This is a genomic window from Micromonospora sp. SL4-19 (genome assembly GCF_047921475.1).
Taxonomy (GTDB): Bacteria; Actinomycetota; Actinomycetes; order Mycobacteriales; family Micromonosporaceae; genus Micromonospora.
Genome location: NZ_JBLROB010000028.1, coordinates 59366 through 84575, shown reverse-complemented (window position 1 = coordinate 84575; position 25210 = coordinate 59366). Strand labels below are relative to the sequence as shown.

Annotated in this window: 20 protein-coding genes; 9 read left to right on the top strand and 11 right to left on the bottom strand. The window is 72.6% G+C overall.

The features are described 5' to 3' along the window. Nucleotides 1-210: 210 nt before the first annotated feature. Nucleotides 211-894: a response regulator gene (locus ACNAVT_RS25625; protein WP_416299808.1), complete on the bottom strand. Its 684-nt coding sequence runs from the start codon at nucleotides 892-894 to the stop codon at nucleotides 211-213. Nucleotides 895-922: 28 nt separating this feature from the next. Continuing rightward, entirely contained in the window at nucleotides 923-2209 is a 1287-nt protein-coding gene (locus ACNAVT_RS25620) for a sensor histidine kinase (RefSeq protein ID WP_416299806.1), read from the bottom strand. Between the two features lie 212 nt (nucleotides 2210-2421). Here ACNAVT_RS25620 and phoU point away from each other — a divergent pair, with 212 nt between their 5' ends. Beyond that, nucleotides 2422-3075 (top strand): phosphate signaling complex protein PhoU, encoded by a 654-nt coding sequence (gene phoU / locus ACNAVT_RS25615; protein ID WP_416299805.1) that lies wholly within the window; start codon nucleotides 2422-2424, stop codon nucleotides 3073-3075. A 51-nt stretch (nucleotides 3076-3126) separates the two neighbouring features. On the opposite strand, the gene ACNAVT_RS25610 is transcribed toward phoU, so the two are convergent. Further along, nucleotides 3127-3894 (bottom strand): phosphoglyceromutase, encoded by a 768-nt coding sequence (locus ACNAVT_RS25610; RefSeq protein ID WP_416299804.1) that lies wholly within the window; start codon nucleotides 3892-3894, stop codon nucleotides 3127-3129. A gap of 150 nt (nucleotides 3895-4044) precedes the next feature. On the opposite strand from ACNAVT_RS25610, the gene ACNAVT_RS25605 reads away from it, so the two are divergent. Together ACNAVT_RS25605 and ACNAVT_RS25600 are read left to right on the top strand one after the other, a co-directional pair. Next, nucleotides 4045-5343: an MDR family MFS transporter gene (locus tag ACNAVT_RS25605; protein WP_416299803.1), complete on the top strand. Its 1299-nt coding sequence runs from the start codon at nucleotides 4045-4047 to the stop codon at nucleotides 5341-5343. 142 nt (nucleotides 5344-5485) lie between these two features. Continuing rightward, nucleotides 5486-6751 (top strand): MDR family MFS transporter, encoded by a 1266-nt coding sequence (locus ACNAVT_RS25600; RefSeq protein ID WP_416299802.1) that lies wholly within the window; start codon nucleotides 5486-5488, stop codon nucleotides 6749-6751. Nucleotides 6752-7117: 366 nt separating this feature from the next. Here the strand turns inward: ACNAVT_RS25600 and ACNAVT_RS25595 are convergent, their stop codons facing one another. From ACNAVT_RS25595 to mshA, 3 genes are all read right to left on the bottom strand, one after another. After that, nucleotides 7118-7954 carry a hypothetical protein gene (locus tag ACNAVT_RS25595; RefSeq protein ID WP_416299801.1) on the bottom strand — a complete coding sequence of 279 codons (837 nt, stop codon included), beginning with the start codon at nucleotides 7952-7954 and terminating at the stop codon, nucleotides 7118-7120. Between the two features lie 186 nt (nucleotides 7955-8140). Next, entirely contained in the window at nucleotides 8141-8686 is a 546-nt protein-coding gene (locus ACNAVT_RS25590; RefSeq protein ID WP_416299800.1) for a YbjN domain-containing protein, read from the bottom strand. A gap of 51 nt (nucleotides 8687-8737) precedes the next feature. Continuing rightward, nucleotides 8738-10099: a D-inositol-3-phosphate glycosyltransferase gene (mshA, locus tag ACNAVT_RS25585; protein ID WP_416299799.1), complete on the bottom strand. Its 1362-nt coding sequence runs from the start codon at nucleotides 10097-10099 to the stop codon at nucleotides 8738-8740. Nucleotides 10100-10267: 168 nt separating this feature from the next. On the opposite strand from mshA, the gene ACNAVT_RS25580 reads away from it, so the two are divergent. Both ACNAVT_RS25580 and ACNAVT_RS25575 read left to right on the top strand, forming a co-directional pair. Beyond that, nucleotides 10268-11047: an SDR family NAD(P)-dependent oxidoreductase gene (locus ACNAVT_RS25580; RefSeq protein ID WP_416299798.1), complete on the top strand. Its 780-nt coding sequence runs from the start codon at nucleotides 10268-10270 to the stop codon at nucleotides 11045-11047. A gap of 115 nt (nucleotides 11048-11162) precedes the next feature. Next, a complete protein-coding gene (locus tag ACNAVT_RS25575; protein WP_416299817.1) occupies nucleotides 11163-11933 on the top strand; it encodes a class I SAM-dependent methyltransferase in 771 nt (256 codons plus the stop codon). 30 nt (nucleotides 11934-11963) lie between these two features. On the opposite strand, the gene ACNAVT_RS25570 is transcribed toward ACNAVT_RS25575, so the two are convergent. Next, nucleotides 11964-13058 carry a UDP-N-acetylmuramate dehydrogenase gene (locus tag ACNAVT_RS25570; protein ID WP_416299797.1) on the bottom strand — a complete coding sequence of 365 codons (1095 nt, stop codon included), beginning with the start codon at nucleotides 13056-13058 and terminating at the stop codon, nucleotides 11964-11966. A gap of 70 nt (nucleotides 13059-13128) precedes the next feature. Between ACNAVT_RS25570 and ACNAVT_RS25565 the strand changes: the two genes are divergently transcribed. Next, nucleotides 13129-13884, top strand: coding sequence for a maleylpyruvate isomerase family mycothiol-dependent enzyme (locus tag ACNAVT_RS25565; RefSeq protein WP_416299796.1), 756 nt, complete (start codon nucleotides 13129-13131; stop codon nucleotides 13882-13884). Nucleotides 13885-14057: 173 nt separating this feature from the next. Then, complete coding sequence (locus tag ACNAVT_RS25560) at nucleotides 14058-15065, top strand: LacI family DNA-binding transcriptional regulator (RefSeq protein ID WP_416299795.1); 1008 nt, start codon at nucleotides 14058-14060, stop codon at nucleotides 15063-15065. 67 nt (nucleotides 15066-15132) lie between these two features. Here the strand turns inward: ACNAVT_RS25560 and ACNAVT_RS25555 are convergent, their stop codons facing one another. Continuing rightward, nucleotides 15133-20784 carry a ThuA domain-containing protein gene (locus tag ACNAVT_RS25555; RefSeq protein ID WP_416299794.1) on the bottom strand — a complete coding sequence of 1884 codons (5652 nt, stop codon included), beginning with the start codon at nucleotides 20782-20784 and terminating at the stop codon, nucleotides 15133-15135. Between the two features lie 189 nt (nucleotides 20785-20973). Here ACNAVT_RS25555 and ACNAVT_RS25550 point away from each other — a divergent pair, with 189 nt between their 5' ends. Next, nucleotides 20974-21873 (top strand): GNAT family N-acetyltransferase, encoded by a 900-nt coding sequence (locus ACNAVT_RS25550; RefSeq protein WP_416299793.1) that lies wholly within the window; start codon nucleotides 20974-20976, stop codon nucleotides 21871-21873. Here the strand turns inward: ACNAVT_RS25550 and ACNAVT_RS25545 are convergent. Next, entirely contained in the window at nucleotides 21866-22384 is a 519-nt protein-coding gene (locus ACNAVT_RS25545) for an O-acetyl-ADP-ribose deacetylase (RefSeq protein ID WP_416299792.1), read from the bottom strand. The two genes, ACNAVT_RS25550 and ACNAVT_RS25545, sit on opposite strands and share 8 nt — an antisense overlap. Before the next feature lies 1 nt (nucleotide 22385). After that, nucleotides 22386-23177 (bottom strand): EI24 domain-containing protein, encoded by a 792-nt coding sequence (locus ACNAVT_RS25540; RefSeq protein ID WP_416299791.1) that lies wholly within the window; start codon nucleotides 23175-23177, stop codon nucleotides 22386-22388. 81 nt (nucleotides 23178-23258) lie between these two features. On the opposite strand from ACNAVT_RS25540, the gene ACNAVT_RS25535 reads away from it, so the two are divergent. Beyond that, entirely contained in the window at nucleotides 23259-24260 is a 1002-nt protein-coding gene (locus ACNAVT_RS25535; RefSeq protein WP_416299790.1) for a helix-turn-helix transcriptional regulator, read from the top strand. On the opposite strand, the gene ACNAVT_RS25530 is transcribed toward ACNAVT_RS25535, so the two are convergent. Continuing rightward, the gene (locus ACNAVT_RS25530; RefSeq protein ID WP_416299789.1) at nucleotides 24251-25165 is read right to left on the bottom strand and encodes an SDR family oxidoreductase; all 915 of its coding nucleotides are present in this window, start codon (nucleotides 25163-25165) and stop codon (nucleotides 24251-24253) included. The genes ACNAVT_RS25535 and ACNAVT_RS25530 overlap by 10 nt on opposite strands. Nucleotides 25166-25210 lie beyond the last annotated feature (45 nt).

The following is a 25210-nucleotide window of genomic DNA, read 5'->3' as shown; positions in this document are numbered from 1 at the left end:
GCGGCGCGCCCGGACGGCGGGCGACCACGACGCGGGTGTGGCCCGCCGTGACCGGCGCAGGGATCAAGCCTGACCGCCCGGAGCCGGGCACGGCGGGCCACACCCCCACCGCAACCACCAACGAACAACGGGCTATCCGAAACCGCAACCACCGACGGAGACACCCCGACACGACCGCCGACGAAGCCGACCGTCACCGAAGACGGACGGTCACGGCTCGAACTTGTAGCCCAGGCCCCGGACGGTGACGATGTAGCGAGGCGCGGACGGCTCCGGCTCGATCTTGGAGCGCAGCCGCTTGACGTGCACGTCCAAGGTCTTGGTGTCGCCCACGTAGTCGGCGCCCCAGACCCGGTCGATGAGCTGCCCCCGGGTGAGCACCCGCCCGGCGTTGCGCAGCAGCAGCTCCAGCAGCTCGAACTCCTTGAGCGGCAGTTGCACGGCAGCACCGTCGACGGTCACCACGTGCCGCTCGATGTCCATGCGGACGGGGCCGGCGGCCAGGGTCGGAGCGCCCGACTCGGTCGCCTCCGAGCTCTGCCGGCGCAGCACCGCCCGGATCCGGGCCACCAGCTCACGCGGTGAGTACGGCTTGGTCACATAGTCGTCGGCTCCGATCTCCAGGCCGACCACCTTGTCGATCTCGCTGTCCCGTGCGGTGACCATGATGATCGGGACATGCGAGCGCTGACGGAGCTGACGGCAGACCTCCGTGCCCGACATCTCCGGCAACATCAGGTCGAGCAGCACGATGTCGGCGCCGGTCCGGTCGAACTCGGTGAGGGCGGAGGTCCCCGTCGCAGCGACGGACACCTCGAAGCCTTCCTTGCGGAGCATGTAGGACAGGGCGTCGGAGAACGATTCCTCGTCCTCGACCACCAGTACGCGGCTCAACGGGTGTTTCCTTTCCGTTCGGTCGGACCTACCGAAGCTCGGCCGGGCCGGCCTCGATCCCAGCGGAGGAGAGTGTCGCCTCCAGGTCGTCCGGGGGACTGGCGGGCAGCCGGAGGGTGAACGTCGACCCCCCACCAAGAGTGCTCGACACGTCCACCCGACCGCCATGGTTGCTGGCGATGTGTTTGACGATGGCCAGGCCGAGGCCGGTGCCGCCGGTGGCCCGGGAGCGGGCCTGGTCGGCCCGGTAGAACCGTTCGAAGATCCGGTCGACGTCGTTCGGCGCGATGCCGATGCCCTGGTCGGCCACGGCGATCTCGACGTGCTCGGCGGTCGCCCGCACGGTCACCCGGACCATGGTGTCCTCGCCCGAGTAGGTGATCGCGTTCTCCACCAGGTTCGACACGGCGGTGGCGAGCTGGCTGTCGCTGCCGTACACGGTCAGGCCGCGCTGGCCGTCGACGACGACCTCCACCCGGCGGGCCGTGGCCGCCGTCCGGGTCCGGTCGACCACCTCGGCGATCACCCAGTCCACGGAGACCGGCTCCGGGGCCGGCTGCGGCTCGGCGCCCTGGAGCCGGGTCAGCTCCAGCAACTCCTGCACCAGCCGGCCGAGCCGGGTGGACTCGTGTTGGATCCGCTCGGCGAACCGCCGGGCGGCGATCATGTCCTCGGAGAGGTCCGGCGCGCCCTCGCCGGCCGGCTCGGTGGCGTCCACCAACGCCTCGGCGAGGAGTTGGAGGGCTCCGATCGGCGTCTTCAGCTCGTGGCTCACGTTGGCCACGAAATCCCGCCGGACCCGGGCCAGCCGGTGCGACTCGGTGACGTCGGCCGCCTCGATCGAGATGTAGCCGGCGCCCAGGCCCATCGCGCGCAGGTGCACGCCGAGCGGGTTGTCCCCCGCGCTGTCGCGGCCGCGCGGCAGGTCCAGCTCGATCTCGCGCCGCACGCCGGTACGGCGGACCTGTCCGGCGAGGGTACGGATCAGCGGGTGCGCCGCGATGGATCCGGGCGTCGCCCCGGTCCGGAGCAGGCCCATCGCCCGCGCGGCGGGGTTCACCAGCACCGGCACGTCGTCCGGGTCGAGCACCACCACGCCGGCGCGGAGCGAGTCGATCGTCTTCCGGCCGAGCCCGGAGAGCCCGCCCTGCTGCTCGTCGGGAATCGCGAGCCTCCCTGCACTCCGACGGGAGCCGTGGCTCCCCGACGTCGCCGACCGGCGCCGCCACTCCCGGACGGGCCCGGACAGCAGTAGCCCGGCGACCAGTCCGGTCACCAGAGCTACGGCCACCCCGACCGCCACCGCCCATTCCACTCGGCGATCGTAGGGTCATTGTTTACCTACCGATCGGTCAGAACGGGACGAAACACTCTCACTTCCGGGAAAGTTCACTCACGGGTCCCGCGTCGTTCACCCGCGTTCACCATGGATCCGGCTCCGCCGCCATACGGTGGGTCGCGCACCTGCTCATGCCGTACGCGGCCCGCTGCGGCCGGCCGGCGACCACCGACCTCCAGGAAGTGACGATGCGCGACGAGTTCCGGGCCGACCTGCAGATTGTCAGCCAGCTGCTGGTGGACATGGCGGAGGGGGTGCGCGCCGCCATGCGACAGGCCACCAGGGCCCTGCTCACCGCCGACCGCACGGCGGCGGAGACGGTGATCGCGCGGGACGCCGAGATCGACGAGCTCTTCCGGCACGTGGAGGAGCGGGTCTGCGACCTGCTGGCCCGGCAGGCGCCGGTCGCCTCCGACCTACGCGCCATGATCACCGCCCTGCACGTGGCCGCCGACCTCGAGCGGATGGGCGACCTGGCCGACCACGTCGCCAAGACCGCGCTGCGCCGGCACCCCTCGCCAGCGGTGCCGGCCGAGTTGCGGCCGGTCTTCACCGACATGGCCGCCATCGCCGACCGGATGGCCGAGAAGATCGGCACGGTGCTGGCCAGGCCCGACGCGGACATCGCCGCCGAGTTGGACCGCGACGACGACACCATGGACGACCTGCACAAGAGCCTCTTCACCGTGCTGCTCGGCGACGACTGGCCGTACGGGGTGGAGACGGCGATCGACGCGACCCTGCTGGGCCGCTTCTACGAGCGCTTCGCCGACCACGCGGTGAACGTCGGCGAGCACGTGGTCTACCTGATCACGGGCGAGGCCGTGGCCCCGTCCAACTGAGCCGCCACGACGAAGGTCCCCGGTCATTCGGGGGCCTTCGTCGTCGTGGGGTCAGCGGCCCTGGTTGGCGACCGCGGCGGCGGCCTCCTTGGCGGCCTCCGGGTCGAGGTACGTCCCGCCGAGGGCCTGCGGGCGCAGGTCGGCGTCCAGGTCGTACCGGAGCGGGATGCCGGTCGGGATGTTCAGCTTGGCGATCGCCTCGTCGGAGATCTGGTCCAGGTGCTTGACCAGGGCGCGCAGCGAGTTGCCGTGCGCCGCCACCAGCACCGTCCGGCCGGCCAGCAGGTCCGGCACGATCGAGTCGTACCAGTACGGCAGCATCCGCTCGACGACGTCCTTGAGGCACTCGGTACGCGGCATCAGCTCGGTCGGCAGCAGCGCGTACCGGGGGTCGCCGGCCTGGGACCACTCGTCGTTGTCGTCGATCGGCGGCGGCGGCGTGTCGTACGACCGGCGCCAGAGCGTGAACTGCTCCTCGCCGTACTCGTCCAGGGTCTGCTTCTTGTTCTTGCCCTGGAGCGCGCCGTAGTGCCGCTCGTTGAGCCGCCACGACCGGCGCACCGCGATCCAGTGCCGGTCGGCGGCGCTGAGCGCCAGCTCGGCGGTGCGGATCGCGCGACGCAGCACGCTGGTGTGCACCACGTCCGGCATCAGGTTGTGCTCGCGGAGCAGCTCACCGCCGCGCCGCGCCTCGCTCTCCCCCTTGGCGGTCAGGTCGACGTCGACCCAGCCGGTGAAGAGGTTCTTGGCGTTCCAGTCGCTCTCGCCGTGCCGCAGCAGGACCAGCGTCCCGATGGTGGGCCCCTCGCTCGCAGTCATGCGGATCATCCTGCCGTACGAGGTGGGCGGGCACGCAGGGACCGGCCGTGACGACCACCACGTGGAAAACCTGATGACCGGCGTTTCGGGGCGGGACTAGGTTGTAAGGCGCTAGAAAGAAATTGGTCATTACCAAACGGGGGCGTCTGGATGCGGACGGTGCAAGGCTGGTTCCGGGACACCACAGGCGGCCTGCCCAGGGCCTTCTGGTACCTCTGGACCGGGACCCTGATCAACCGGCTCGGCTCGTTCGTCCTGATCTTCCTGGCCATCTACCTCACCCGGGAGCGCGGCTTCTCGGCCTCGCAGGCCGGGCTCGTGATCGGGATGTGGGGCGTCGGCGGCGCGGTCGGCACCACGATCGGCGGCACCCTCACCGACCGGTGGGGACGCCGGCCCACCCTGCTCACCGCACACCTCGGCGCGGCCGCCATGATGGTCGCGCTCGGCCTGGCCCGGCCGCTCTGGGCGGTGGCCCTGGGCGCCCTGCTGCTGGGCACGTTCGCCGAGGCGGCCCGGCCGGCGTTCGGGGCCATGATGGTCGACGTGGTGCCGGAGAAGGACCGGCTGCGCGCCTTCTCTCTGAACTACTGGGCGATCAACCTCGGCTTCGCCTGCGCCGCGGTCCTCGCCGGCGTCGCCGCCCAGTCCGGCTACCTGCTGCTCTTCCTGGTCGACGCGGCGACCACCCTGGTCACCGCGCTGATCATCTTCGCCCGCGTCAAGGAGACCCGGTCGCTCGGCCCGGTCGTCAAGGGGGCGACCGCCCCCGCCGGCGCCCTGCGCACCATCCTCACCGACCGCGTCTTCCTGGGCTTCGTGGCGCTGAACCTGTTCGGCGCGCTGGTCTTCCTCCAGCACATCTCGATGCTGCCGATCGCGATGGGCGACTCCGGCCTGAGCCCCGCCACGTACGGCTCGGTGATCGCGCTCAACGGGGTGCTGATCGTGGTCGGTCAGCTCTTCGTGCCCCGGCTGATCAAGGGCCGGAGCCGGTCGCACGTGCTGGCGCTCGCCTCGGTGGTGATGGGCATCGGTTTCGGGCTCACCGCGTTCGCCGACGCGGTCTGGTTCTACGGCCTGACCGTGCTGATCTGGACCCTCGGCGAGATGCTCAACTCGCCGTCCAACGCCACCCTCATCGCCGAGCTCTCCCCCGCCGCGCTCCGCGGCCGTTACCAGGGCGTCTTCTCGCTCTCCTGGCAGTTGGCCGGGGCAGCCGCCCCGATCCTCGGCGGCCTGGTCCGGGAGCACGCCGGCAACAGCGCGCTCTGGCTCGGCTGCGCCGTGATCGGTGGCACGATGGCGGTGGCCCACCTGCTCTCCGGCCCGGCCCGGGAGCGCCGCGCCACCCAGCTCCGGATCACCGCGCCGCCGGTCCCGTCGGTCGCGGTGGTCGGCACGCCGGCCCAGGAGGTGGCCGCCGAGCCGGCCCGCGCCGCCTCCTGAGGTACGTCCCGATCGGAGGGCACCGCCCACACCGGCGCCGATCGCGGGCGTCCTTCCCGCCACGGTGACCAGCGCCACGCTGGTGCGGGACGGGCCGGCTCCCTAGGGTCCGTAGCAGTTAACAAACCTTCCTGGAGGACGGGTGCACGGCCTGCGGCGCTGGTGGAACGACACGGCCGGCGGGCTACCCGCCACCTTCTGGTACCTCTGGTCCGGTTTGCTGATCAACCGGGCCGGCGCCTTCGCGTTGCTGTTCCTCTCGCTCTACCTGACCGCCGCGCGCGGCGCCTCCGCGTCTCTCGCCGGGGTGGTGGTCGGGGCGTACGGGGCTGGCGGAGCGATCGGGACGCTGCTCGGTGGAGTGCTGGCCGACCGGTGGGGCCGGCGGCCCACCCTGCTCGCCGCCCACCTCGGCGCAGCCGGGTTGATGGCGGCGCTGGCGTTCAGCCGGCACCTGGCGGTGATCGCCGTGCTCGCCGCGCTGGTCGGGGTGGTGCACTCGATGCCCGGCCCCGCGTTCGTCGCGGCGATTGTGGACGTGGTGCCCGAGGAACGCCGCTCGCGCGCGTTCAACCTCCAGTTCTGGGCGTTCAACCTCGGCATGGCGGTGGCGTCGCTGCTGGCCGGCGTGCTCGCCGAGGCGAGCTTCGTCGCGCTCTTCCTGGTCGACGCCGCCTCGACCCTGGCCGCCGCGGTCGTCATCGCGCTGAAGGTCCCGGAGACGCTCTCCCGGCGCTCCCGTCCGGCAGCCACCGCTTCCGTCCCGCCCGGTCGGTCCCGGCGACCGGGACTACGCACCGCGCTGACCGACCGCGTCTTCCTCGCCTTCGTCGGGCTGACCTTCCTGCTGGCCGTGCTGACCATGCAGACCTCGACGATCATGCCGCTGGCGATGCGGGCCGACGGCCTGCGCCCCTCGGCGTACGGCGTGGTGGTGGCGCTCGGCGGCGCGCTGATCGTGGCCGGGCAGCTCTTCGTGCCACGGCTGATCCAGCCGTACCGGAAGTCGAGCGTGCTCGCCGTCTCCACCGGGCTGATGGCGCTCGGCTTCGGCGCCCTGACCGTCGCCGACGACCTGCTGGTCTACCTGGGGGCGGCAGTGGTGTGGACGGCAGGGCAGATGCTCGCCGCGCCGCCGAACGCGCAGATCAACGCGGACCTCGCGCCGCCGGAGCTGCGGGCCCGCTACCAGTCGGTCTTCTACCTGACCTTCCCGGCGGCGTCCTTCGTGGCACCGGCGCTGGGCGGGCTGAGCCTGCAGCACCTGGGCGAGCGGCACTGGCTCGTCGTGGGCGGGCTGGGCCTGGTCGCGGCGGCCGGTCACCTGCTCGCCGGTCCACCCCGGGAACGCCGGGTCGCCGCCCTGCGGGCGTCGGCGCGACGGGAAGAGGAACTGGTCCGAGGCTGATGGCGTACGCCGAGCGCCCACCCCGACCCCCGTCGTGATGGGCGCTCGCACCGTACCCCCGGCGGCGGCGGGCGACACTCACCCCCGTAAGCGTCGCCCGCTCGCGCCGCCGGTCCCGGGTGGCACCGTCCCCCAACGATGTGCTCCACCCGATCCTCGCGCCCTCGCTTGCGCGGATCTGATCGATCCACCGCTCCCCCGAACGATTACAAGCGCAGCGCGGTGCAATAAAGTTAGTTCGCCCGGATTCTGGATTCAACTCGGATTGCTGTCTTGCCCGTCACAGCATCCGTGTCGGAAATCCTGTCCCTGCTCCGGACCATGTGTTGACCAACAGCGCATTCCCGCCGGCCATTCCCGTAAACCTCAGGCGTCCTCCCGTTCGGGTGACTCGGTCCGGAAGAAGTTGCTCTGCCGGCCGTCCCGGAGCTGCTCCTGGTAGATCAGGTTCAGCCGTCGTGAGTCGAATGTCCGGAACCAGTCCTCCCAGGTGATCTCCCGGATCCGGCTGCTCTCCCGCCAGCCGGGGATGTTGAACGTCAGCACCCCCGGCCGACTTCCGCGTTCGGTGCCGGCGATGGTGGCCGGCTTGGCGCCCCGGGCCCGGGCCCAACGCTGGATGACGTCGTGGTTTGCGGTCACCAGGCTCCGGCCGGGACGCTCCGGGCGATCCTCGAGTGAGGTGATGTGCTGGGACGACCGCACCGAGCGGGCCGAGGTCCGGCCGGTCCGAACCGGCGTCGCCGCCGTACCGCCCGCGGAGGGCGCCGCCCGCCCGCCCACACCGGCTGCCGCCGTCGCACCGCGAGCCCGCGTCGCCGCCGCCTTCCTCGCGGGGGCCACCTTCTTCGCGGCGGGTGCCCGCTTGGCTGCGGCCTTCTTGGCGGGGGCCGCCCGCTTCGCGGCGGGCGCCTTCTTCGCCACGGACTTCTTCGCGGGGGCGGCCTTCTTCGCCCGCGCACCGGTGGCCTTCGCGGCTGGCACCGCCTTGCCCGCGGCCTTCTTCGCCGGGGCCTTCTTGGCAGCCGCCTTCTTCGTGGCGGCGCGCCCGGCCGGCCCGGTGGCCTTGCGTGCGGCGCCACCGCCGCGGCTCTCCGCGCGGAGGGTCTTCGCCAGCGTCTTCACCAGCTCCGGCTTACGCAGGGTGGAGATTCCGGAGACCCCGCGCCGGCGGAGCTGGCTGCGGATGTCGTCGGCCCTCATCCGGGAGATCTCGGATTCGGAGACGTCCGGCGTGTTCGGCGTCTGATTGCCGATCTGCCGTCTGGTACTCGTCGCAGTCGTGCCGCGACCTGAGCTGTTGCGCTGAGCCATGGGACACGCTCCTCGACAGTCCGTCCTCGGCCCGCGGTGGGTCCCAGTGCCGCACCGCGCGGTGCGGCATACCCGTCAGGACGGGTCCGAACCTCCGGAGGTCGGGGTGACCGGCTCGGCGGCCCCGGTCGAGGGCTCGAAGAGGTGGGCGAACGCGGCCAGATTGGCCGTCGACTCGCCCCGCTTGACCCGCCACTCCCACTCGCGACGGATCGCGGTGCCGAAGCCGATCTCCAGCATGCCGTCGAAGGACTCGTCGGCGTACGTGAGCACGGCACCGAGCAGCCGGTCCAGCTCGTCGGGGTCCAACCCGGCCAGGTTGACCCGCCCGGTGAGGTAGACGTCGCCGACCACGTCGATGGAGAAGGACACCCCGTACATGCGCGCGTTGCGCTGGAGCAGCCAGGACCACAGTTCCTCGCGGCGCTCGTCCGGCTGGCGCATCACGAACGCCTCGATCCGCAGCGCGTGCTCGCCGACGATCAGGTTGCAGATCGTCTTGAGCTTGTGCGTCCCCGGCAGGGTGACCGCGTACGACGCCGCGCCGGTGGACTCCCACTCCAGCTGGCGCTCGGCGCAGAAGGACTCGATCAGCGCGGCGACCTCACTCCTGCGGCTCACCGCACCCACTCTACGGCCGCCGCCCGGACCCCGCGTGGCGCGACGACCGGGTCACCAGGAGCAGGAGAGAGCGGAGCCGGCGAGCCGGCCGGTGAGCCGGGCGCGGTGCTCGGCGATCGCCTCCCCGTACACGGCGAGCAGACCGGAGACCGTGCGGTGCCAGGAGAAGTTGCGGGCGTGCGCCTCCGCGCCGGCGCTCAGGGCGGTCCGGCGCAGCCGGTCCGGCAGCAGCCGGGCCAGCGTACGGGCCCAGTCGACCGGGTCGTGGCCGTCGATGAGCACCCCGCTGACCCCGTCCCGTACGGCGGTGACCAGGCCACCCACGGCGGCGGCGAGCACGGGTGTGCCACACGCCTGAGCCTCCAGCGCGACCAGCCCGAACGACTCGTTGTACGACGGCACCGCGACCAGGTCGGCGGCCCGGTAGAGGTCCGGCAGGTCCGCGCCGGTCTGCGGCGGCAGGAAGCGCACCCGGTCGGCGACGCCGAGCGAACCGGCCAGCTCGATCAGCGCGGTGGGGCGGTCGAGGCCGCTGCCGCTGGGGCCGCCGCAGATCACCACGGTCAACTCGTCGGCGAGCGCGGGATCCCGCTCGCGGAGCGCGGCGACCGCCCGGACCAACACGTCCGGCGCCTTGAGCGGCTGAATCCGGCCGACGAAGGCCACCACGTACCCCCCGGTGGGAAGCCCGAGCCGGCGCCGGGCGGCGCGTACGGCGGCATCCCGGTCCCCGGCGGCCGGGCGGAACCGGTCCAGGTCCACGCCAGGCTCCACCACGAACACCCGGTCCGGGTCGGCGTCGTACCGGCCGACCAGGTCGCGGGCCTCGACCCGGGTGTTGGCGACCAGCCGGTCGGCCTCGGCGACCACCTGCTCCTCGCCGATGACCCGGGCCTTCGGTTCGGGCCGGTCGTCGGCGGCGAGCTGGGCGTTCTTGACCTTCGCGAGGGTGTGCGCGGTGTGCACCAGCGGCACTCCCCAGCGCTCCTTGGCCAACCAGCCGACCTGACCGGAGAGCCAGTAGTGCGAGTGGATCAGGTCGTAGTGGCCCGGCGGGCGGGCCGCCTCGGCGCGCAGCACGCCGGCGGTGAAGGCGCAGAGTTGGCCGGGCAGCTCCTCCTTGGTCAGCCCTTCCAGCGGGCCGGCGGTGACGTGCCGGACGTGTACGCCGGGCGCCATCTCGACCACCGGCGGCAGGTCGCCGGAGGTGGCCCGGGTGAAGATCTCCACCTCGACGTCGGCCTCGGCCAGCCGTCGGGCGACCTCCAGGATGTAGACGTTCATCCCGCCCGCGTCCCCCGTGCCGGGCTGGTGCAGCGGCGAGGTGTGCACGGAGATGGTGGCGATCCGGCGCGGCTGCGGCCACGGCAGGGCACCTCGCTGACGACCGACACCGGTGTGCAACTCCGCCACGTCCGCTCCCTCTGTCACGGTGATGCCGTTCCGCACGACCGGCGCCCCTCGGTCAACCTCCGCGCCGGATGTCATCTTCCCGATCGGGCTTCGGAAATGCGTACCGGCCGGTCCGGGCGTGACGGACCTCATCGCGGCGCGCCTGCGGGGCGGGGAGAGAATGACCGGATGACCTCTGTCGCCATCGTCACCGGGGCATCCAGCGGGATCGGTGCGGCCACCGCCCGCCGGCTGGCCGCCGAGGGCTTCCACGTGCTCGCCGCCGCGCGGCGTACCGACCGGCTGGCCGGCCTGGTCGCCGAGATCGAGGCGGCCGGCGGCGCGGCCACCGCGGTGGCGTGCGACGTCACCTCCGACGAGTCGGTCGCCGCCCTGGCCGCGGCGGCCGCCGCCGCGCCCGGCCCGGTCACCCTGCTGGTCAACAACGCCGGCGGGGCGCGCGGCCTGGACCCGGTCGAGTCCGGAAGCGTCGGTGACTGGCAGTGGATGTACGACACCAACGTGCTCGGCACGCTCCGGGTCACCCAGGCGCTGCTGCCCGCGCTGGAGGCGTCCGGCGCCGGCACGATCGTGATCGTCGGCTCCACCGCCGGGCACGTCGTGTACGAGGGCGGGGGCGGTTACACCGCCGCCAAGCACGCGCAGACCGCGATCGCCGGCACGCTCCGGTTGGAGCTGTGCGGCCGCCCGGTCCGGGTGATCGAGATCGACCCCGGGATGGTGCAGACCGAGGAGTTCGGCCTGGTCCGCTTCGACGGCGATGCCGACCGGGCCGCCGCCGTATACGCCGGGGTCGCCGAGCCGCTGCTCGCCGAGGACATCGCCGACTGCATCGCCTGGTGCGCCACCCGCCCGCACCACGTGAACGTCGACCAACTGGTGGTCCGCCCGCTCGCCCAGGCCGCCCAGCACAAGGTGCACCGGGTGCCAGTGAAGCGCGAGGAGTGAGCCGGGGTTGCGAGCCCCGCAGTCGCGAACGAAGGCGGCACAGTGAAGCGCGAGGAGTGAGCCGGGGTTGCGAGCCCCGCAGTCGCGAACGAAGGCGGAGCTGGCCTTGAAGCCCATGGGCGTGGTGACCAGGGGGACGACGAATCCCAACCGGCTCCGGCGGGTGGACAACTGGATCGTCGAGACCTGCGGCGGCGCGCTGCGCGCCGCCGCCGACCCGCTGGTCGTCGACCTGGGCTACGGCGCCACCCCGGTCACCGCCGTCGAGCTGCGGGCCCGCCTCGCTGCGGGGGTGCGAGCGGACGTCCGGGTGGTCGGGTTGGAGATCGATCCGGTACGCGTGGCCGCCGCCCAGCCCGCCGCCGATCCGCCCTGGTTGACCTTCGACCGGGGCGGCTTCGAGCTGGCCGGGCTCCGACCCGCCCTGGTCCGGGCGTTCAACGTGCTGCGCCAGTACGACGAGGGCGAGGTCGCCGACGCCTGGCGAACGGTCACCGACCGGCTCGCCCCGGGCGGGCTGCTGGTCGAGGGGACCTGCGACGAGCTGGGTCGGCTCGGCAGCTGGGTGCTGCTCGACGGGGCCGGCCCGCGCACGATGACCCTGGCCGCGAAGCTGACCACCCTGGAGCGCCCGGCCCAGCTCGCCGAGCGGCTGCCGAAGGCCCTGATCCACCGCAACGTGCCGGGCGAACGGATCCATGACCTGCTCCGGGCCCTGGAGGACGCCTGGCAGGCCGCGGCCGGCTACGCCCCCTTCGGCCCCCGCCACCGCTGGGTGGAGGCCGTCGCCGCGGTGAAGCACGCCGGCTGGCCCGTCCTGGGCCGCCCCCGCCGCTGGCGCCACGGCGAACTCACCCTCCCCTGGCCCGCCGTTTCCCCCACCTGACCGGCCGGCCCGGGGCGGCGGCGCCCGGGGTCAGATGACGCAGTTGACGAGGACGGGCTCGGGGTGGAGGGCGACGCCGAAGCGGTCGTGGACGCCGTCGCGGATCTCCCGGGCCAGCGCCACCAGGGAGGAGGTGCTGGCGGTGCCGCCGCGGTTGGTGAGGGCGAGGGTGTGCTTGCTGGAGATCGCCACGCCCTCCGGGCCCGGGTGCCCCTTGCCGAAACCGGCCTTGTCGATCAGCCAGGCGGCGCTGACCTTGACCACGTCCCCCGCGCCCGGCCAGGACGGCGGCTCGCCCAGGTCGGCGGCGCGCTCCCGGAGCAGCTCGTACGCCTCGCGCTCCAGAACCGGGTTGGTGAAGAACGAGCCCACCGACCAGGTGTCCGGATCGTCCGCGTCGAGCACCATGCCCTTGCCGGCGCGCAGCCGCAGCACGGTGGCCCGGGCGTCGGCCAGCGGCACCCGGTCGCCGACCTCGACGCCGACCGCCCTGGCCAGTTCGGCGTAGCGCACCGGGCCGGAGAGCGGGGAACGGGTGAGCCGGAAGTCGACCGAGAGCACCACCCAGCGGTCGCTGTACTTGAAGATGCTGCCCCGGTACGCGAACCCGCAGTCGGCCGCCTCGATCCGCACGACCTCGCGATGGGTGCGGTCGTACGCCTGCACGCCGATGATCGTCTCGGCCACCTCCTGGCCGTAGGCGCCGACGTTCTGGATCGGGGTGGCACCGGCCGAGCCGGGGATGCCGGAGAGGCACTCCAGCCCGGACCAGTCACGCGCCACCGTGGCGGCGACCAGGTCGTCCCAGGGCTCGCCGGCCTCGACCCGTACGGTGAGGGTTTCGGCGTCCTCGGCGACCACCTGGAACCCCCGGGAGCGGACCAGGACCACCGTGCCGGGGAAGCCCTGGTCGCCGATCACCACGTTGCTGCCGCCGGCCAGCACGAGGACCGGCTCGTCCCGCGCCTCCGCCTCCTGAACCTTTTGTACGATTTCCTCGGCGGTGGTGGCGGTCGCCAACCGGCCCGCGGGACCACCGAGGCGGAGCGTGGTGTAGCGCGCCAGGGTGGTGGCCGGATCGGTCGGGGCGGTTCCGGTCGTCGGTTCGGCGTAGACGTCTGACACGCCTTTCACCCTAGGCTGAGGGATAGCCGCGGCACCCACTGGTGGTCCGGTCACCCCCGGGAGGATTGCGATGAGCAGACTGCACGGCACGAAGGACTTCTGGATCGGTGCGCTGCGGACGGAGGGCCCCGCCTTCGCCGCCGCGGTCGCCGAGGCACCGCCGCAGACGCCCGTGCTCTCCTGTCCCGGCTGGACGGTCACCGATCTCGCCCACCACCTGGCCGGGGTCTACATCTGGGTCCGCACCGTGGTGACCGCCGGGACCACCACCAGGCCGGTACGCGAGGAGGCGACGCCGCCGGTGGACCTCACCCCGGCGCAGTGGTTCCGCCAGGAGTACGACCAGGTCATGGCGCTGTTCGAAGGGCTGGACCCGGAGGCTCCGGCGTGGAACTTCGCTCCCCAGCCGAAGAAGGCGGGCTTCTGGCCGCGCCGCGCGGCGCACGAGACGGCGGTGCACCGCTGGGACGCCCAGCTCGCGATCGGCGCCGGTGAGCCGATCGAGGCCAAGCTCGCTGCCGACGGGGTGAGCGAGGTGCTGGACACCTGGCTGCCGGCGGGGCGGCGGATCCAGACCGGCCAGTGGTACGGGGTGGTGCAGCTGACCGCGACCGACGCCGCGCAGGCCTGGTATCTGCGACTGCGCGGCGAGGGGGTGGCCCTGCTGGACACCGCGACCATCCTCGACCACGACGACCACCACGCCCGGGTGCAGGTGACCGGCACGGCCAGCGACCTGCTGCTGGCGCTGATGGGCCGGGTCGGTTTCGACACGCTCGGGGTGGCCGGCGACCGCGACCTGCTGGACGGGATGCGGGTGGGCTGACCACCGCCGGGACCACACGGACATCCCCCGGAGGTGTGCCCTAGGGTTACCGGAAGCGGTTCCGGATCGTCCACGTCGACCACCTGACCCGGCGGCGCGCCCGAGGGAAGCGCCTGTAGGCGCCATGAGGTGATCTCCCCGGAACGGGCGGTGACGAGATGGTGGTGACGGGGATGACGACGGCGCAGCGACCGACCCTGGAGGCGGTGGCCCGGCGGGCAGGCGTGTCCCGGGCAACGGTCTCCCGGGTGGTCAACGGCTCCACCACTGTCGCCGAACCGATCCGGCAGGCGGTCCGCCAGGCGGTCGAGGAGCTCGGGTACGTCCCGAACCTCGCCGCCCGCAGCCTGGTCACCCAGCGCACCGACTCGATCGCCCTGGTCCTGCCGGAGGCGGCGACCCGGGTCTTCTCCGACGACCAGGTCTTCCCGGGGATCATCCGCGGCGCGGCCCAGGAGTTGGAGGCCGCCGACAAGCAGCTCGTGCTCATGCTGGCCGGTTCGCCGGCCGGGCACGAACGGGTCGAGCGGTACGCCACCGGCCGGCACGTGGACGGGGTGCTGTTCGCCTCGCTGCACGGCGAAGACCCGCTGCCCGGCAAGCTGGCCCGGCTCGGCATTCCGGTGGTGTGCAGCGGTCGTCCCCTCGACGGCGCCGAGGTGCCCTATGTCGACGTCGACCACGTCGGCGGGGTCAGCCGGGCGGTGCGGTACCTGATCCGGAGCGGCCGGCAGCGGATCGCCGCCATCGCCGGCCCGCAGGACATGGTCGCCGGCATCGAGCGGCTCATCGGCTACCGGAACACGGTCGCCGAGGCCGGCCTGCCGGAGCTGGTCGCGTACGGCGACTTCACCCGGGAGTCCGGTGCCGCGGCGATGCGGCAACTGCTCGCCGCGCACCCGCACCTGGACGCGGTGTTCGCCGCCTCCGACCTGATGGCGCACGCCGCCCTGCGTACCCTGCGCGAGGCCGGACTGCGGGTGCCGGAGGACGTCGCGGTGATCGGCTTCGACGGCATCGAGACGGCGGCGTACACCGAGCCGCCGCTGACCACGATCCGGCAGCCGATAGTGGAGCTGGGCCGGGCGATGACCCGCCAGCTGCTGCGTATCGCGGCCGGCGAGAGCGTGGAGCAGGCCCTGATGCTCCCCACCGAACTGGTGTTGCGCGAGTCGGCGTAGCCGGGACGCCACCGGACCGGGGCCGAGGGTGTGACACCCTCGACCCCGGCCGTCTCGGCCCGTCGTCCTACTTCCCGGACAACCGCTCGATCATCACGTCCGCGTCGCGGGCCAGGACAGCGCGCACCTCGGCGTTCGGCACGACCTTCGGATCACCCGCCAGGTCCCGGAACGGCCGGAGCTCCCGCACCGCCTGCTTGTTGAGCCCCTTGGCCGCGAACTTGCCGGCCTGGTCCAACGGTTTGTGCAGCTGGTTGGCACTCTCCGCAGAGAGCCAGCCGGTGGCCCGGAACCGGTCCACCAGGTTGCCCAGGTCCTCGATCGAGGTCGTCACGGTGAACGTGATCGACCGGGTCGACCGGTTGCCGGCCTCGTCGGTCGCCACCACGGCCAGCGTGTGCTCGCCGAGCGACAGCCCGTAGAGCGGCAGCAGGGTGTCGTCGAGGATCGGCTTCCCGTCGAGCGTGCCGACCAGCGACGTGACCCCCGACGTGCCGTCGGCCGCCGAGTAGGTGATCCGCACGTCCTGGCTGTCGCCGTACGTGGCGCCGGCCGCCACCCCCGAGAGGAGGACCGCCGGGGCCGTACCGTCGATCTTCAGCACGGCGGACTTCACGTCCTCGACGTTCCCCGCCCGGTCCGTCGCGCGGTACCGGAGGGTGTGGTTGCCATCGCCGCGCACCTCCACGGAGTCGGTGTACGGCGTCCACCCGCCGCCGTCCAGCGAGTACTCGATCTTCGCCACCCCGGACGTCTGGTCGGCGGCCGTGATGGTGACCGGCACCGCACCGTTGTGCCACCCCGAGTCGCCCGGCGGGGCGAACGCCGCGGCGGAGACCGGCGCGGTCCCGTCGAGCTTGAGCACCAGTTTCCGAGGCGCCTCGACGTTGCCCGCGAGGTCCACCGAGCGGTACTCGACGGGGTGCTCGCCGTCGCCGGCCACCGGGATCGGCCCGGTGTACGGGGTCCACCCGCCGTCGGTCCGGTATTCGGTCCGCGCCACGCCGCTGTCGTCGTCGGTGGCCGTCAGGGTCACCGTGACGTCGGAGCGGAACCAGCCGGCCGCCCCGTCCGGCTCCGCCGGCGAGGTCGTCGCCTTCGTGGTGGGCGCGACGGTGTCGGCCGGCAGTTCCTTGAGCCGGATGTTGCGGAAGTAGACGTCGTCACCGTCGCCGTGGTTCTGGATGCCGACGTGGCTGGGCTGCCGCATCCGGGCCGGGTCGGTGTTGACGAACTCGTTGATCTTCACGCCGTTCAGGTGGACCACGATGCTCTGGCCCCGGACGACGATCTCGTACGAGTTCCACTGCCCCGGCGGCTTGAGCGCGGCGTCCCGGGCGGCCAGGTCGGCCGACTGGAAGTTGTAGATCGACCCGGTCGTCTTCTCCGGCACGTCCGTGGCGTCGATCTGGATCTCGTGCCCCTGGTTGACGGCCAGCCACGGGTCGTTGCCCGGGTTCGGGAACCCGACGAAGACCCCGGAGTTGTCGTCCCCGGCCATCTTCCAGTCCAGCTTCAGGCTGTAGTCGCGGAAGCTCTGGTCGTACCAGTGCAGGCCCAGCCCGCCGTAGGACAGCAGGGTGCAGTCGGCGGCGTGCAGGAACCCGCCCGGCCCGGCCTGCTTCCACTTCGCCAGGCTGGCCGGGGTGCCGTCGAAGAGGCTGGTGTAGCCGGCCTCCGGGACGGTCGGGGTGCAGGCGTTCTGCGGCGCGTCGTCGAGCCGGAAGAAGTCGAACGACGCCGGGTTGCCGGTGCCGTTGAAGGCGGCGACGCCCACCTTCGGGTTCGGGACGGTGGACAGGTCCCGGGGCCGGCCGACGGTGGTCCACTGCTCACCGTCGGTCGAGTACGCCGCCGTCAGGGTCCGCCCGTCGCTGGTGACCTTCATCCACACCGTGTGCGGGAAGTCCACGGCCAGGTTGGGCGAACGGTCGACGGCGCCACCGTCGATCGGCGACCCACTCTGCTGCTGGATGAACTCGAAGTTGCGTACCCCACCGTCGGTCCGGATGAACGAGAACTTGACGAAGTTCGGGTCGTCGCCGTGGACGATGAGGCCCGCCTGCTCCCACGTGTCGCTGTGGTCGATGGTCACCTTCGTCATGGCCTGCCACGCCCCGTCCGGGGCGTCCTGGAGCAGGATGTTCTTCGCATCGGTGGCGCCGCCGTACATGTCGCCGGGCAGGGCGTCGATCTGCAGCGACCCGCCGACGAGCCGGTGGTGCGCGGGGTCCTCGCGCAGCACCGTCCACCGACACCGGTCGATGACCTCGCCGGTGAACTCGTCGTCCGGATTCACCTCGGCGGACGGGTCCGCGCAGGGGGGTGCCACCCGGTAAGTGTTCACCGTGACAGTGGCCGACGCGGCCAGCCCGGACGGATCCCGCGCGGTCACCTTGGCCGAGTGGATGCCCGCCTTGGTGTAGGTGTGCGTCGGGTTCTGCTCGGTCGACGTCGTCCCGTCACCGAACTCCCAGGCGTAGCTGAGCGGGTCCCCGTCCCGGTCCGCGCCGGTCGCGGTGAAGTGGACGGTCGCCGGGATCTCCGCCTGGGTGACGTCGGCCGACGCGGTCACCTCGGGCCGGGTGCTCGACGCCACTCCCTTGCCGTGGAAGGTGAACTCGTCGACGTCGAACAGCCCGCCGCCGGCACCCTTGAACACCAGATAGAGCCGGTGGGTGCCGCCTGGGTCGGTGACCGGGACCACCGGGCTGTCGACGTAGTTGTCCCAGCCGCCGGTGTTCGCCACCGCCATGTTGGCGACCAGTGGCCCGTCCGGCCGGTCCGTCCGGAACTCGAGGGTGCCGCCGCCGCCCCCGGAGGAGAGCCGGGCCTGGACGCCGGTGATCCCCGTCAGGTTGTACGTGTCGAACGCGATCCAGTCTCCGTCGTCGATGTATCCGACGCGCTTCCCGCCGTGCGCGCCGCCCGCGTCGACGACCTGGATCCCATTGGCCTCGGTGAAGTGCTCACTCTGCCGGACGCGCGGCTGGAGGACCAGCCGGGCCTGCCCGGTGAGCGAAGGCACTCCGGCGGCACCCTGGTCCGTGTAGGTCGCGGCGAGCACGCCGTAGAGGTTGGCGTCGGCGCTGTGGCCGTCCTCGGCGACGGTGTCGAGCACCCCCTCGCAGGCGTGCGTCTGGACCAGCCCGTGGCTGTGCGTGTCGTGGCCGAGGGCGTAGTCGATCTGCACGGTCCCGCAGTCGATCTCGCCGTCCTCGGGGTCGGTGACCCGCGCGCTGAACGGCACCCGGTCACCGAACTGGAACACGCCACCGGCGGGCGGGGCGGCGAACTCGACGCGCGGCGCGGTGTTGCCGACCGTGATCTGCACGGTCGCCGTCCCGGTCGTACCGCCCTGGTCGGTCAGGGTGAGCCGGGCGGTGAACTGCCCCTTGGTGGTGTAGGTGAAGGTGGGATCCGGCTCGGTCGAGTCGACCGTGCCGTCGTCGTCGAAGTCCCAGGCGTAGCTGAACGAGTCGCCCGGGTCCGGGTCCCGGGACCCGGCGGAGGAGAAGGCCACGGTGAGCGGGGCCGCGCCGGAGGTCGGGTTGGCGCTCACCGCCGGGATCGGCGCGCGCCTGCCCTTGACGTAGTCGATCCGGTAGAGGGCCGAGTCCGGCGCGCCGCCGAAGTAGCCGCTGCCGTAGTCGAGGACGTAGAGGGAGCCGTCCGGACCGAACTCGATGTCCATCGGCCGCACCACCTGCTCGGGGAACGGGTTGATGCTCAGCGGCTGGCCGGCGTCGTCCAGGACGATGTTCTTGATCCAGCCGCGTCCCCAGTCGGCGGCGAAGAACGTGCCGTCGAAGTACTCGGGGAACTTGGTGTCCGACCTCAGGTCGGGGTCGTACCGGTAGACCGGGCCGCCCATCGGCGACTCGCTGCCGTCGCCGAACTCCGGCACCGAGGCGCCGTCGTACGTGATCCAGGCCGGCTGCGCGGCGGGCAGGTCCTGCTTGCCGGTGTTGCGCGGCGAGGTGTTGCGCGGGGTGGCGCAGTCGAACTTCGGCCCGGAGGTCCCGGTGGCGAAGTCGTAGTCGTTGTACGCGACGTTCGGCCCGACGCAGTACGGCCACCCGAAGTTGCCGGGGCCACGGATCTGGTTGAACTCCACCATCCCGGCCGGCCCGCGGTTCGGGTCGGCGGCGCCGGCGTCCGGGCCGTACTCGCCGAGGTAGAGCCAGCCGGTCTTCGGGTCGACGGTGAAGCGGAACGGGTTGCGGAAGCCCATCGCGTAGATCTCGGGGCGGGTGCCGGCGGTGCCGGCCGGGAAGAGGTTCCCCGCCGGCGACTGGTAGCTGCCGTCGGCGGCCACCTTGATCCGCAGCACCTTGCCCCGCAGGTCGTTGGGATTGGCCGACGAGCGCTGCGCGTCGTACGCCGGGTTCCGGCTGGCCCGCTCGTCGATGGGGGTGTAGCCGTTGGAGGCGAAGGGGTTGGAGTCGTCCCCGGTGGAGAGGTAGAGGTTGCCTGCCGCGTCGAAGGCGATGTCGCCGCCGGCGTGGCAGCAGATGCCCCGGTTCGCGGCCACCTCGAGGATCTTCTGCTCGGTGGCCAGGTCGAGGGTGCCGCCGGTGAGCTTGACCCGGGACAGCCGGTTCACCCCGTCGAAGCGGGCGAAGTCCGCGCTGGTGCCGTCGTTCGGCGCGTCTCCCTCCGGCGTGTCCAGCGGGGGCGCGTAGTAGAGGTAGATCCAGCCGTTGCTGGCGAAGTCGGGGTCGACCCCGATGCCCTGCAACCCGTCCTCGTCGTGGTTGTAGACCGGGAGCCGCCCGGCGAGGCTGGTCCCGCCCTGCGGGGTGGTGAGGAAGACGCGGCCGTCGCGGGAGGTGTGCAGCACCCGCCGGTCGGGCAGCACCGCGAGGTTCATGGGTTCGCCGGTGGTGTCCGCGCCCTTGGCGAGGGTCACCTGGGCGAAGTTGTCGTCGACGGTCGCCCCGCAGTCCGCCGGCGCGGCCCCGGCGGCCGTCCTGATCCCGCCGAGCAGGTGCCGCAGGAACTCGGGCTCGCTGAAGGAAGCGTCGGTGTGGCCGCCGCCGGTGTACCAGGACCGTCCACCGTCGTACTGCTGGCACCAGGCGATCGGATGGCTCGTGCCCATCGCGCCCGTGCCCGCGCCGTACGTCCGCTCGTCGAGGGCCGCGAGCACGTGCACCTTGCCGCGCGGGTCGGAGCGGTAGTTGTACCACTCGTCGGTGCGGACCCACCGGTCCGGCAGCGACTCCGTGGACGGGTGCACATGGTCGTCCACCTTGACGCTGGCCTGCTGGATGGCCGGGTGGCTGTTGAAGTACGCGCCGACGAGCTTGCCGTACCACGGCCACTCGTACTCGGTGTCCGAGGCGGCGTGCACGCCGGCGTATCCGCCGCCCTGGCGGATGTACCGCTCGAAGGCCGCCTGCTGGTCGGCGTTGAGCACGTCGCCGGTGGTCGAGAGCCAGACGACGACGTCGTACCGGGCCAGGTTCGCGTCGGTGAACGCCCCGGCGTCCTCGGTCGCGTCGACGGCGAAGTTGTTGTCCTGGCCGAGCTGCTGGATCGCCGCGATTCCGGCCGGGATCGAATCGTGCCGGAATCCCGCGGTCTTCGAGAAGATCAGCGCCCGGAAGCTCGGTTCGGCCGCCGAGGCCGGTGCCGAGAAGGCCCCCGATATCGGCAGCGCCAGCAGCGCACCGAGCGCTGCCGACAGCAGACGGCGTAACGGCTTACGGGACACGGCGCCTCCTCGACCGATCGACCAGCTTCTACGCGGACCTTAACCGCCGCGCAACACAAAGGACAGATGCCGGAGACAAAAGTTCTGATGGTGAGCGCGCGACTTTTTCGCTTCCGGGCAAAAGTGCCCGGGAGTTGGCCGGCGCGTAAACCCGTCGCCGGTTCCGAGGGTCATCGCTACCGTCGGCGCGTGGCTTTGATCCGATCCGCCCGCCCCGACGACGCGCCCGGCGTCGTGGCGCTCCGGGCAGTCGTGCACCCCTACCTGGTACGCGGGGTCGAGTCGACCCGGCAGATGATCGCCCATCCGCCGCCCGAGGAGGACTGGACCGCCTGGGTGGCCGAGGTGGGCGGCCAGGTCGTCGGCTGGGCGTCGGCGTACCGGAACAGCCAGACCTCGGAGCCCGACGTGGGGGAGATCTCGACCTTGCACGTTCACCCGGCGCACCGGGGCCGGGGCGTCGGCACCGCGCTCCTGGACGCCGCGCTCGGTCACCTGCGCGTCATCGGCGCGCGGCGCCTGCTCACCTGGTCCCAGCCCGGGTCCCTGCCGTTCGCCCGCCGGCACGGCTTCACGCCCAGTCGGGAGCTGCGCTACTCCGCACTCGATCTGGAGCCCGCCCCGCCGATGCCCGAGCCCCCGCCGGGCGTACGGCTGCTTGCGGCCACCGAGGTGGACCCGCGGGAGATCCACCGGGTGGACGCCGAGTCGTCGCTGGACGAACCGGGCGACGTCCCGACGGACGCCATGGGCTACGACATCTGGCACCACGAGGTCTGGGACAACCCAGGGCTGGACCGGGACGCCAGCACGGTGGCCGAGGTGGCCGGCACGCTGACCGCGGTCAGCCTGGTCAAGCGGGACGGCGACCGGATGTGGTCGGCGTTCACCGGCACGGTGCCCGGGCACCGGGGCCGCGGCCTGGCCACGCTGGCCAAGCGGGCGGCGCTGCACCGGGCCGCGCTCGGGGGCGTCCGCGTCGCGTACACCTCCAACGACGGGTCGAACGCGCCGATGCTGGCGGTCAACGCCCGGCTCGGCTACCGGCCGGTGGCCACCGGGTGGTCCTGCCTGCGCGAGCTCACCTAAGCCCGGCGGCCGTCCGTTCGGCGACGGCGTACGTGTCGGCGCCGAAGAGCACCAGCCGGGCCTCGGCGACGCGCCTCGGGGTGGCCGCGTCCAGCACGGTCCACGCCTGGCGTACCGCGTCGTCGACGGGCCAGCCGTAGACGCCCGCCGAGATCAGCGGGAAGGCGACCGTCTCCGCGCCCAGTTCGTCGGCGATCCGCAGGCTGTTGGCGTAGCAGTCGCGCAGCAGCGCCGACCGGTCCTCGCCGGCCGAGTGGACCGGCCCGACGGTGTGGATCACCCAACGGGCCGGCAGGTCGCCGGCGGTGGTGGCGACCGCCTGCCCGGTGGGCAGGCCGCGGCCGTACCGGGAGGCACGCAGCGCCCGGCACTCGGCCAGGATGGCCGGCCCGCCCTTGCGGTGGATCGCGCCGTCCACTCCCCCGCCGCCGAGCAGCGACGAGTTGGCGGCGTTGACGATCGCGTCGACGCGCTGGGCGGTGATGTCCCCCTCGACCAGGGTGATCTGCATGTCAGCCCTCCTCGATGGACTGTCCGAGCGACCGGCGGGCGAGCAGGGCGGCCCCGGCGACGGCGGCCGGCATGACGAGCACCGCGCCGAGCGGGATCAGGAAGCAGACGAAGACGGCCACCCCGAAGCCGAGGGCGGTCGGTCGGTCGGCCCTGAGCAGCGAGCGGCGCTCCGGCAGCCGCATACCGCGCCGGTAGAAGGGCGCGCCGACCAACTCCAGAGCGAGGAACCAGCCGCCCACCGCCGCCCCGATCACCGGAACCACCGTCTGCCCGACCACCGGGATGAAGCCGGCCGCGAAGAGCGGCACGCCCACCAGCACGGAGATGGCCACCAGCCGCAGCGAGTCGACGATGCTGCGGCGCAGCGAGGCCCAGAACGGCACCTCCACCGCTCCGGGGGTGCCGCCGAGCCGGTCCTCGACCCGCTCGGAGATCTTCTCGTAGAACGGGTCGCCGATGACCAGGGTGACCGCGGTGAAGGTGAGCACCGCGAGCAGCCCGGCGATCCCGACGATCGCCAGCCCGGCGACCACCCGGACCAGGCCACGCCAGCTCGCCGACCAGTCGCCCGCGAACGGGGTGACCAGCGCGGCGAGGTCGTCCACGAAGAACAGCAGGGTGGCGAACGCGGCCACGAAGAACACGCCAGAGAGCAGCGCCGGCACGATCCCGAGCAGCATCAGCCCGGGGCTACGGACGTAGAGGCCGAGGCCGCGCACCAGCAGGCCCGCGCCGGCGAGAAAGCGGCTGACGGTGCTGGCCACCGGGGCGGCGAGGCGGGGTACGTCCACGACCGGAGCCTAGCGGCCGTCCGCCGGGGTCACCGCACTACCGGCGGCGTGGAGAAGGGACCCTCCTTACACAATAGGCGGGTGCGGGCGGCTCGGTTGATCTCAGTGGTTCTGCTGCTTCAGTCGCGGGGGACGATGACCGCGGCCGAGCTGGCCCGCGAGTTGGAGGTCTCGGAACGCACCGTCTACCGGGACGTGCTGGCGCTCTCGGCCGCAGGCGTGCCCGTGTACGCCGACCGAGGGCGGACCGGCGGGTACCGCCTGCTCGGCGGCTACCGCACGCGGCTGACCGGGCTGACCCGGGACGAGGCGGAGGCGCTCTTCCTGGCGGGGCTGCCCGGGCCGGCCGGTGACATGGGGCTGGCCGACGCGGTGGCCGCCGCCGAACTGAAGGTCCTCGCCGCGCTCCCGCCGAGCCTGCGGGACGCGCCGGCCCGGACCGGGCAGCGGTTCCATCTCGACGTTCCGGGCTGGTTCCGCGAGTCGGCCCCGCCACCCTGGCTGGCCGACCTCGCCCGGGCGGTCTGGCGGGACCGGGTGGTGGAGCTGCGCTACCGCCGGGGCGAGCGGGAGGTGACCCGCACGGTCCAGCCGTACGGGCTGGTGCTGAAGAGCGGCGTCTGGTATCTGGTCGGCCGGGTCGGCGACGGGCACCGGACGTACCGGGTGGACCGGGTGGTCGGCGTCGAGGTGGGCGAGGAGACCTTCGACCGGGACGAGGGCTTCGACCTGGGGGCGTACTGGCGGGCGCAGGCCGAGGCGTTCCTGCGGGACATGCTGCGGGCCGAGGTCACCGTCCGGCTCAGCCCCGCCGGCCTGCGCACGCTCCGGCACGCGGCGGAGGCCCCCTTCGCGTACGACGAGGCGGTGGCCGGGGCGGGCGAACCCGACGGGCGGGGCTGGGTGACGACCCGGCTGCCCGTCGAGTCCGTGCCGGTGGCGTACGACGTGCTGCTCCGGCTGGGTCCGGAGGTGGAGGTGCTCGACCCGCCCGAACTGCGGGCGCGGTTCGCCGAGGTGGCCCGCCGCTCGGCCGCGCTCTACCTGGAGGGGCCGGCCGCGTCGGGAGACGGTCAGCGGTAGCCGCGGTCGTCCGCCGGCTTCCCGGTCTTGATCACTTCCTCGTGGTAGCGGAAGAAGTGTGGTCGGGTGCCGTCGAGGTCGGTGAAGCCGTACACCTGGGCGAGGCTGCCGGCGTCGACGGACCGGCCGGTCCAGCGGGCCCGGTCCGGATCGGCGGCCAGGGCGGCCACCGCGCGCCCGACGAAGGCCGGCGTCTCCGACATGACGAAGTGCGGATCCTTCGCCGCGCCGTCCCGCCAGGTGGCCTCGGTGACGCCGAAGTGCTCCAGCATCGCCTCGGAGCGCAGCCAGCCGGGGGTGAGAGCCACCGCCGTGCAGCCGTGCGGCTCCAGCTCGTGCGCCTGGCTGAAGGCGAGCCGGTTCACCGACGCCTTGGCCAGGTCGTAGAAGAGCGAGAGCCGGTACGTCCGGTCGTTGTACTCCTGGGTGCCGTCGCCGACCTCCACGACCAGGCCGCCCGGGCTGCGGATCAGCAGGGGCAGGGCGAAGTGGCTGGTGATGATGTGCGTGTCCACGGCCAGTCGGAGGGTACGGAAGCCGGCGTCGAGGGGTTGCTGCCAGACCGGCTTCTCCCAGGTGACCAGCGGATCGGCGCCCCAGATGTCGTTGACCAGCACGTCCAGCCGGCCCTGCTCGGCGTCGATCCGTTCGACCAGGCGACGTACCTGGTCGGGGTCGAGGTGGTCGACCGGTACGGCGATGCCGGTGCCGCCGGCCGCGGTGATCAGCTCGGCGGTCTCCTCGATGGTCTCCGGCCGGTCCATCTCGGACCGGCGCTCCCGGGTGCTGCGGCCGGTGGCGTAGACGGTGGCCCCGGCGGCGCCGAGCTGGACGGCGATCTGCCGGCCGGCGCCCCGGGTCGCCCCGGCGACCAGCGCGATCTTCCCTGTCAGCGGTTGCGTCATGGTGCCGACGATGGCAGCGATACCTGACAGCGGAAGTCCGGTTTT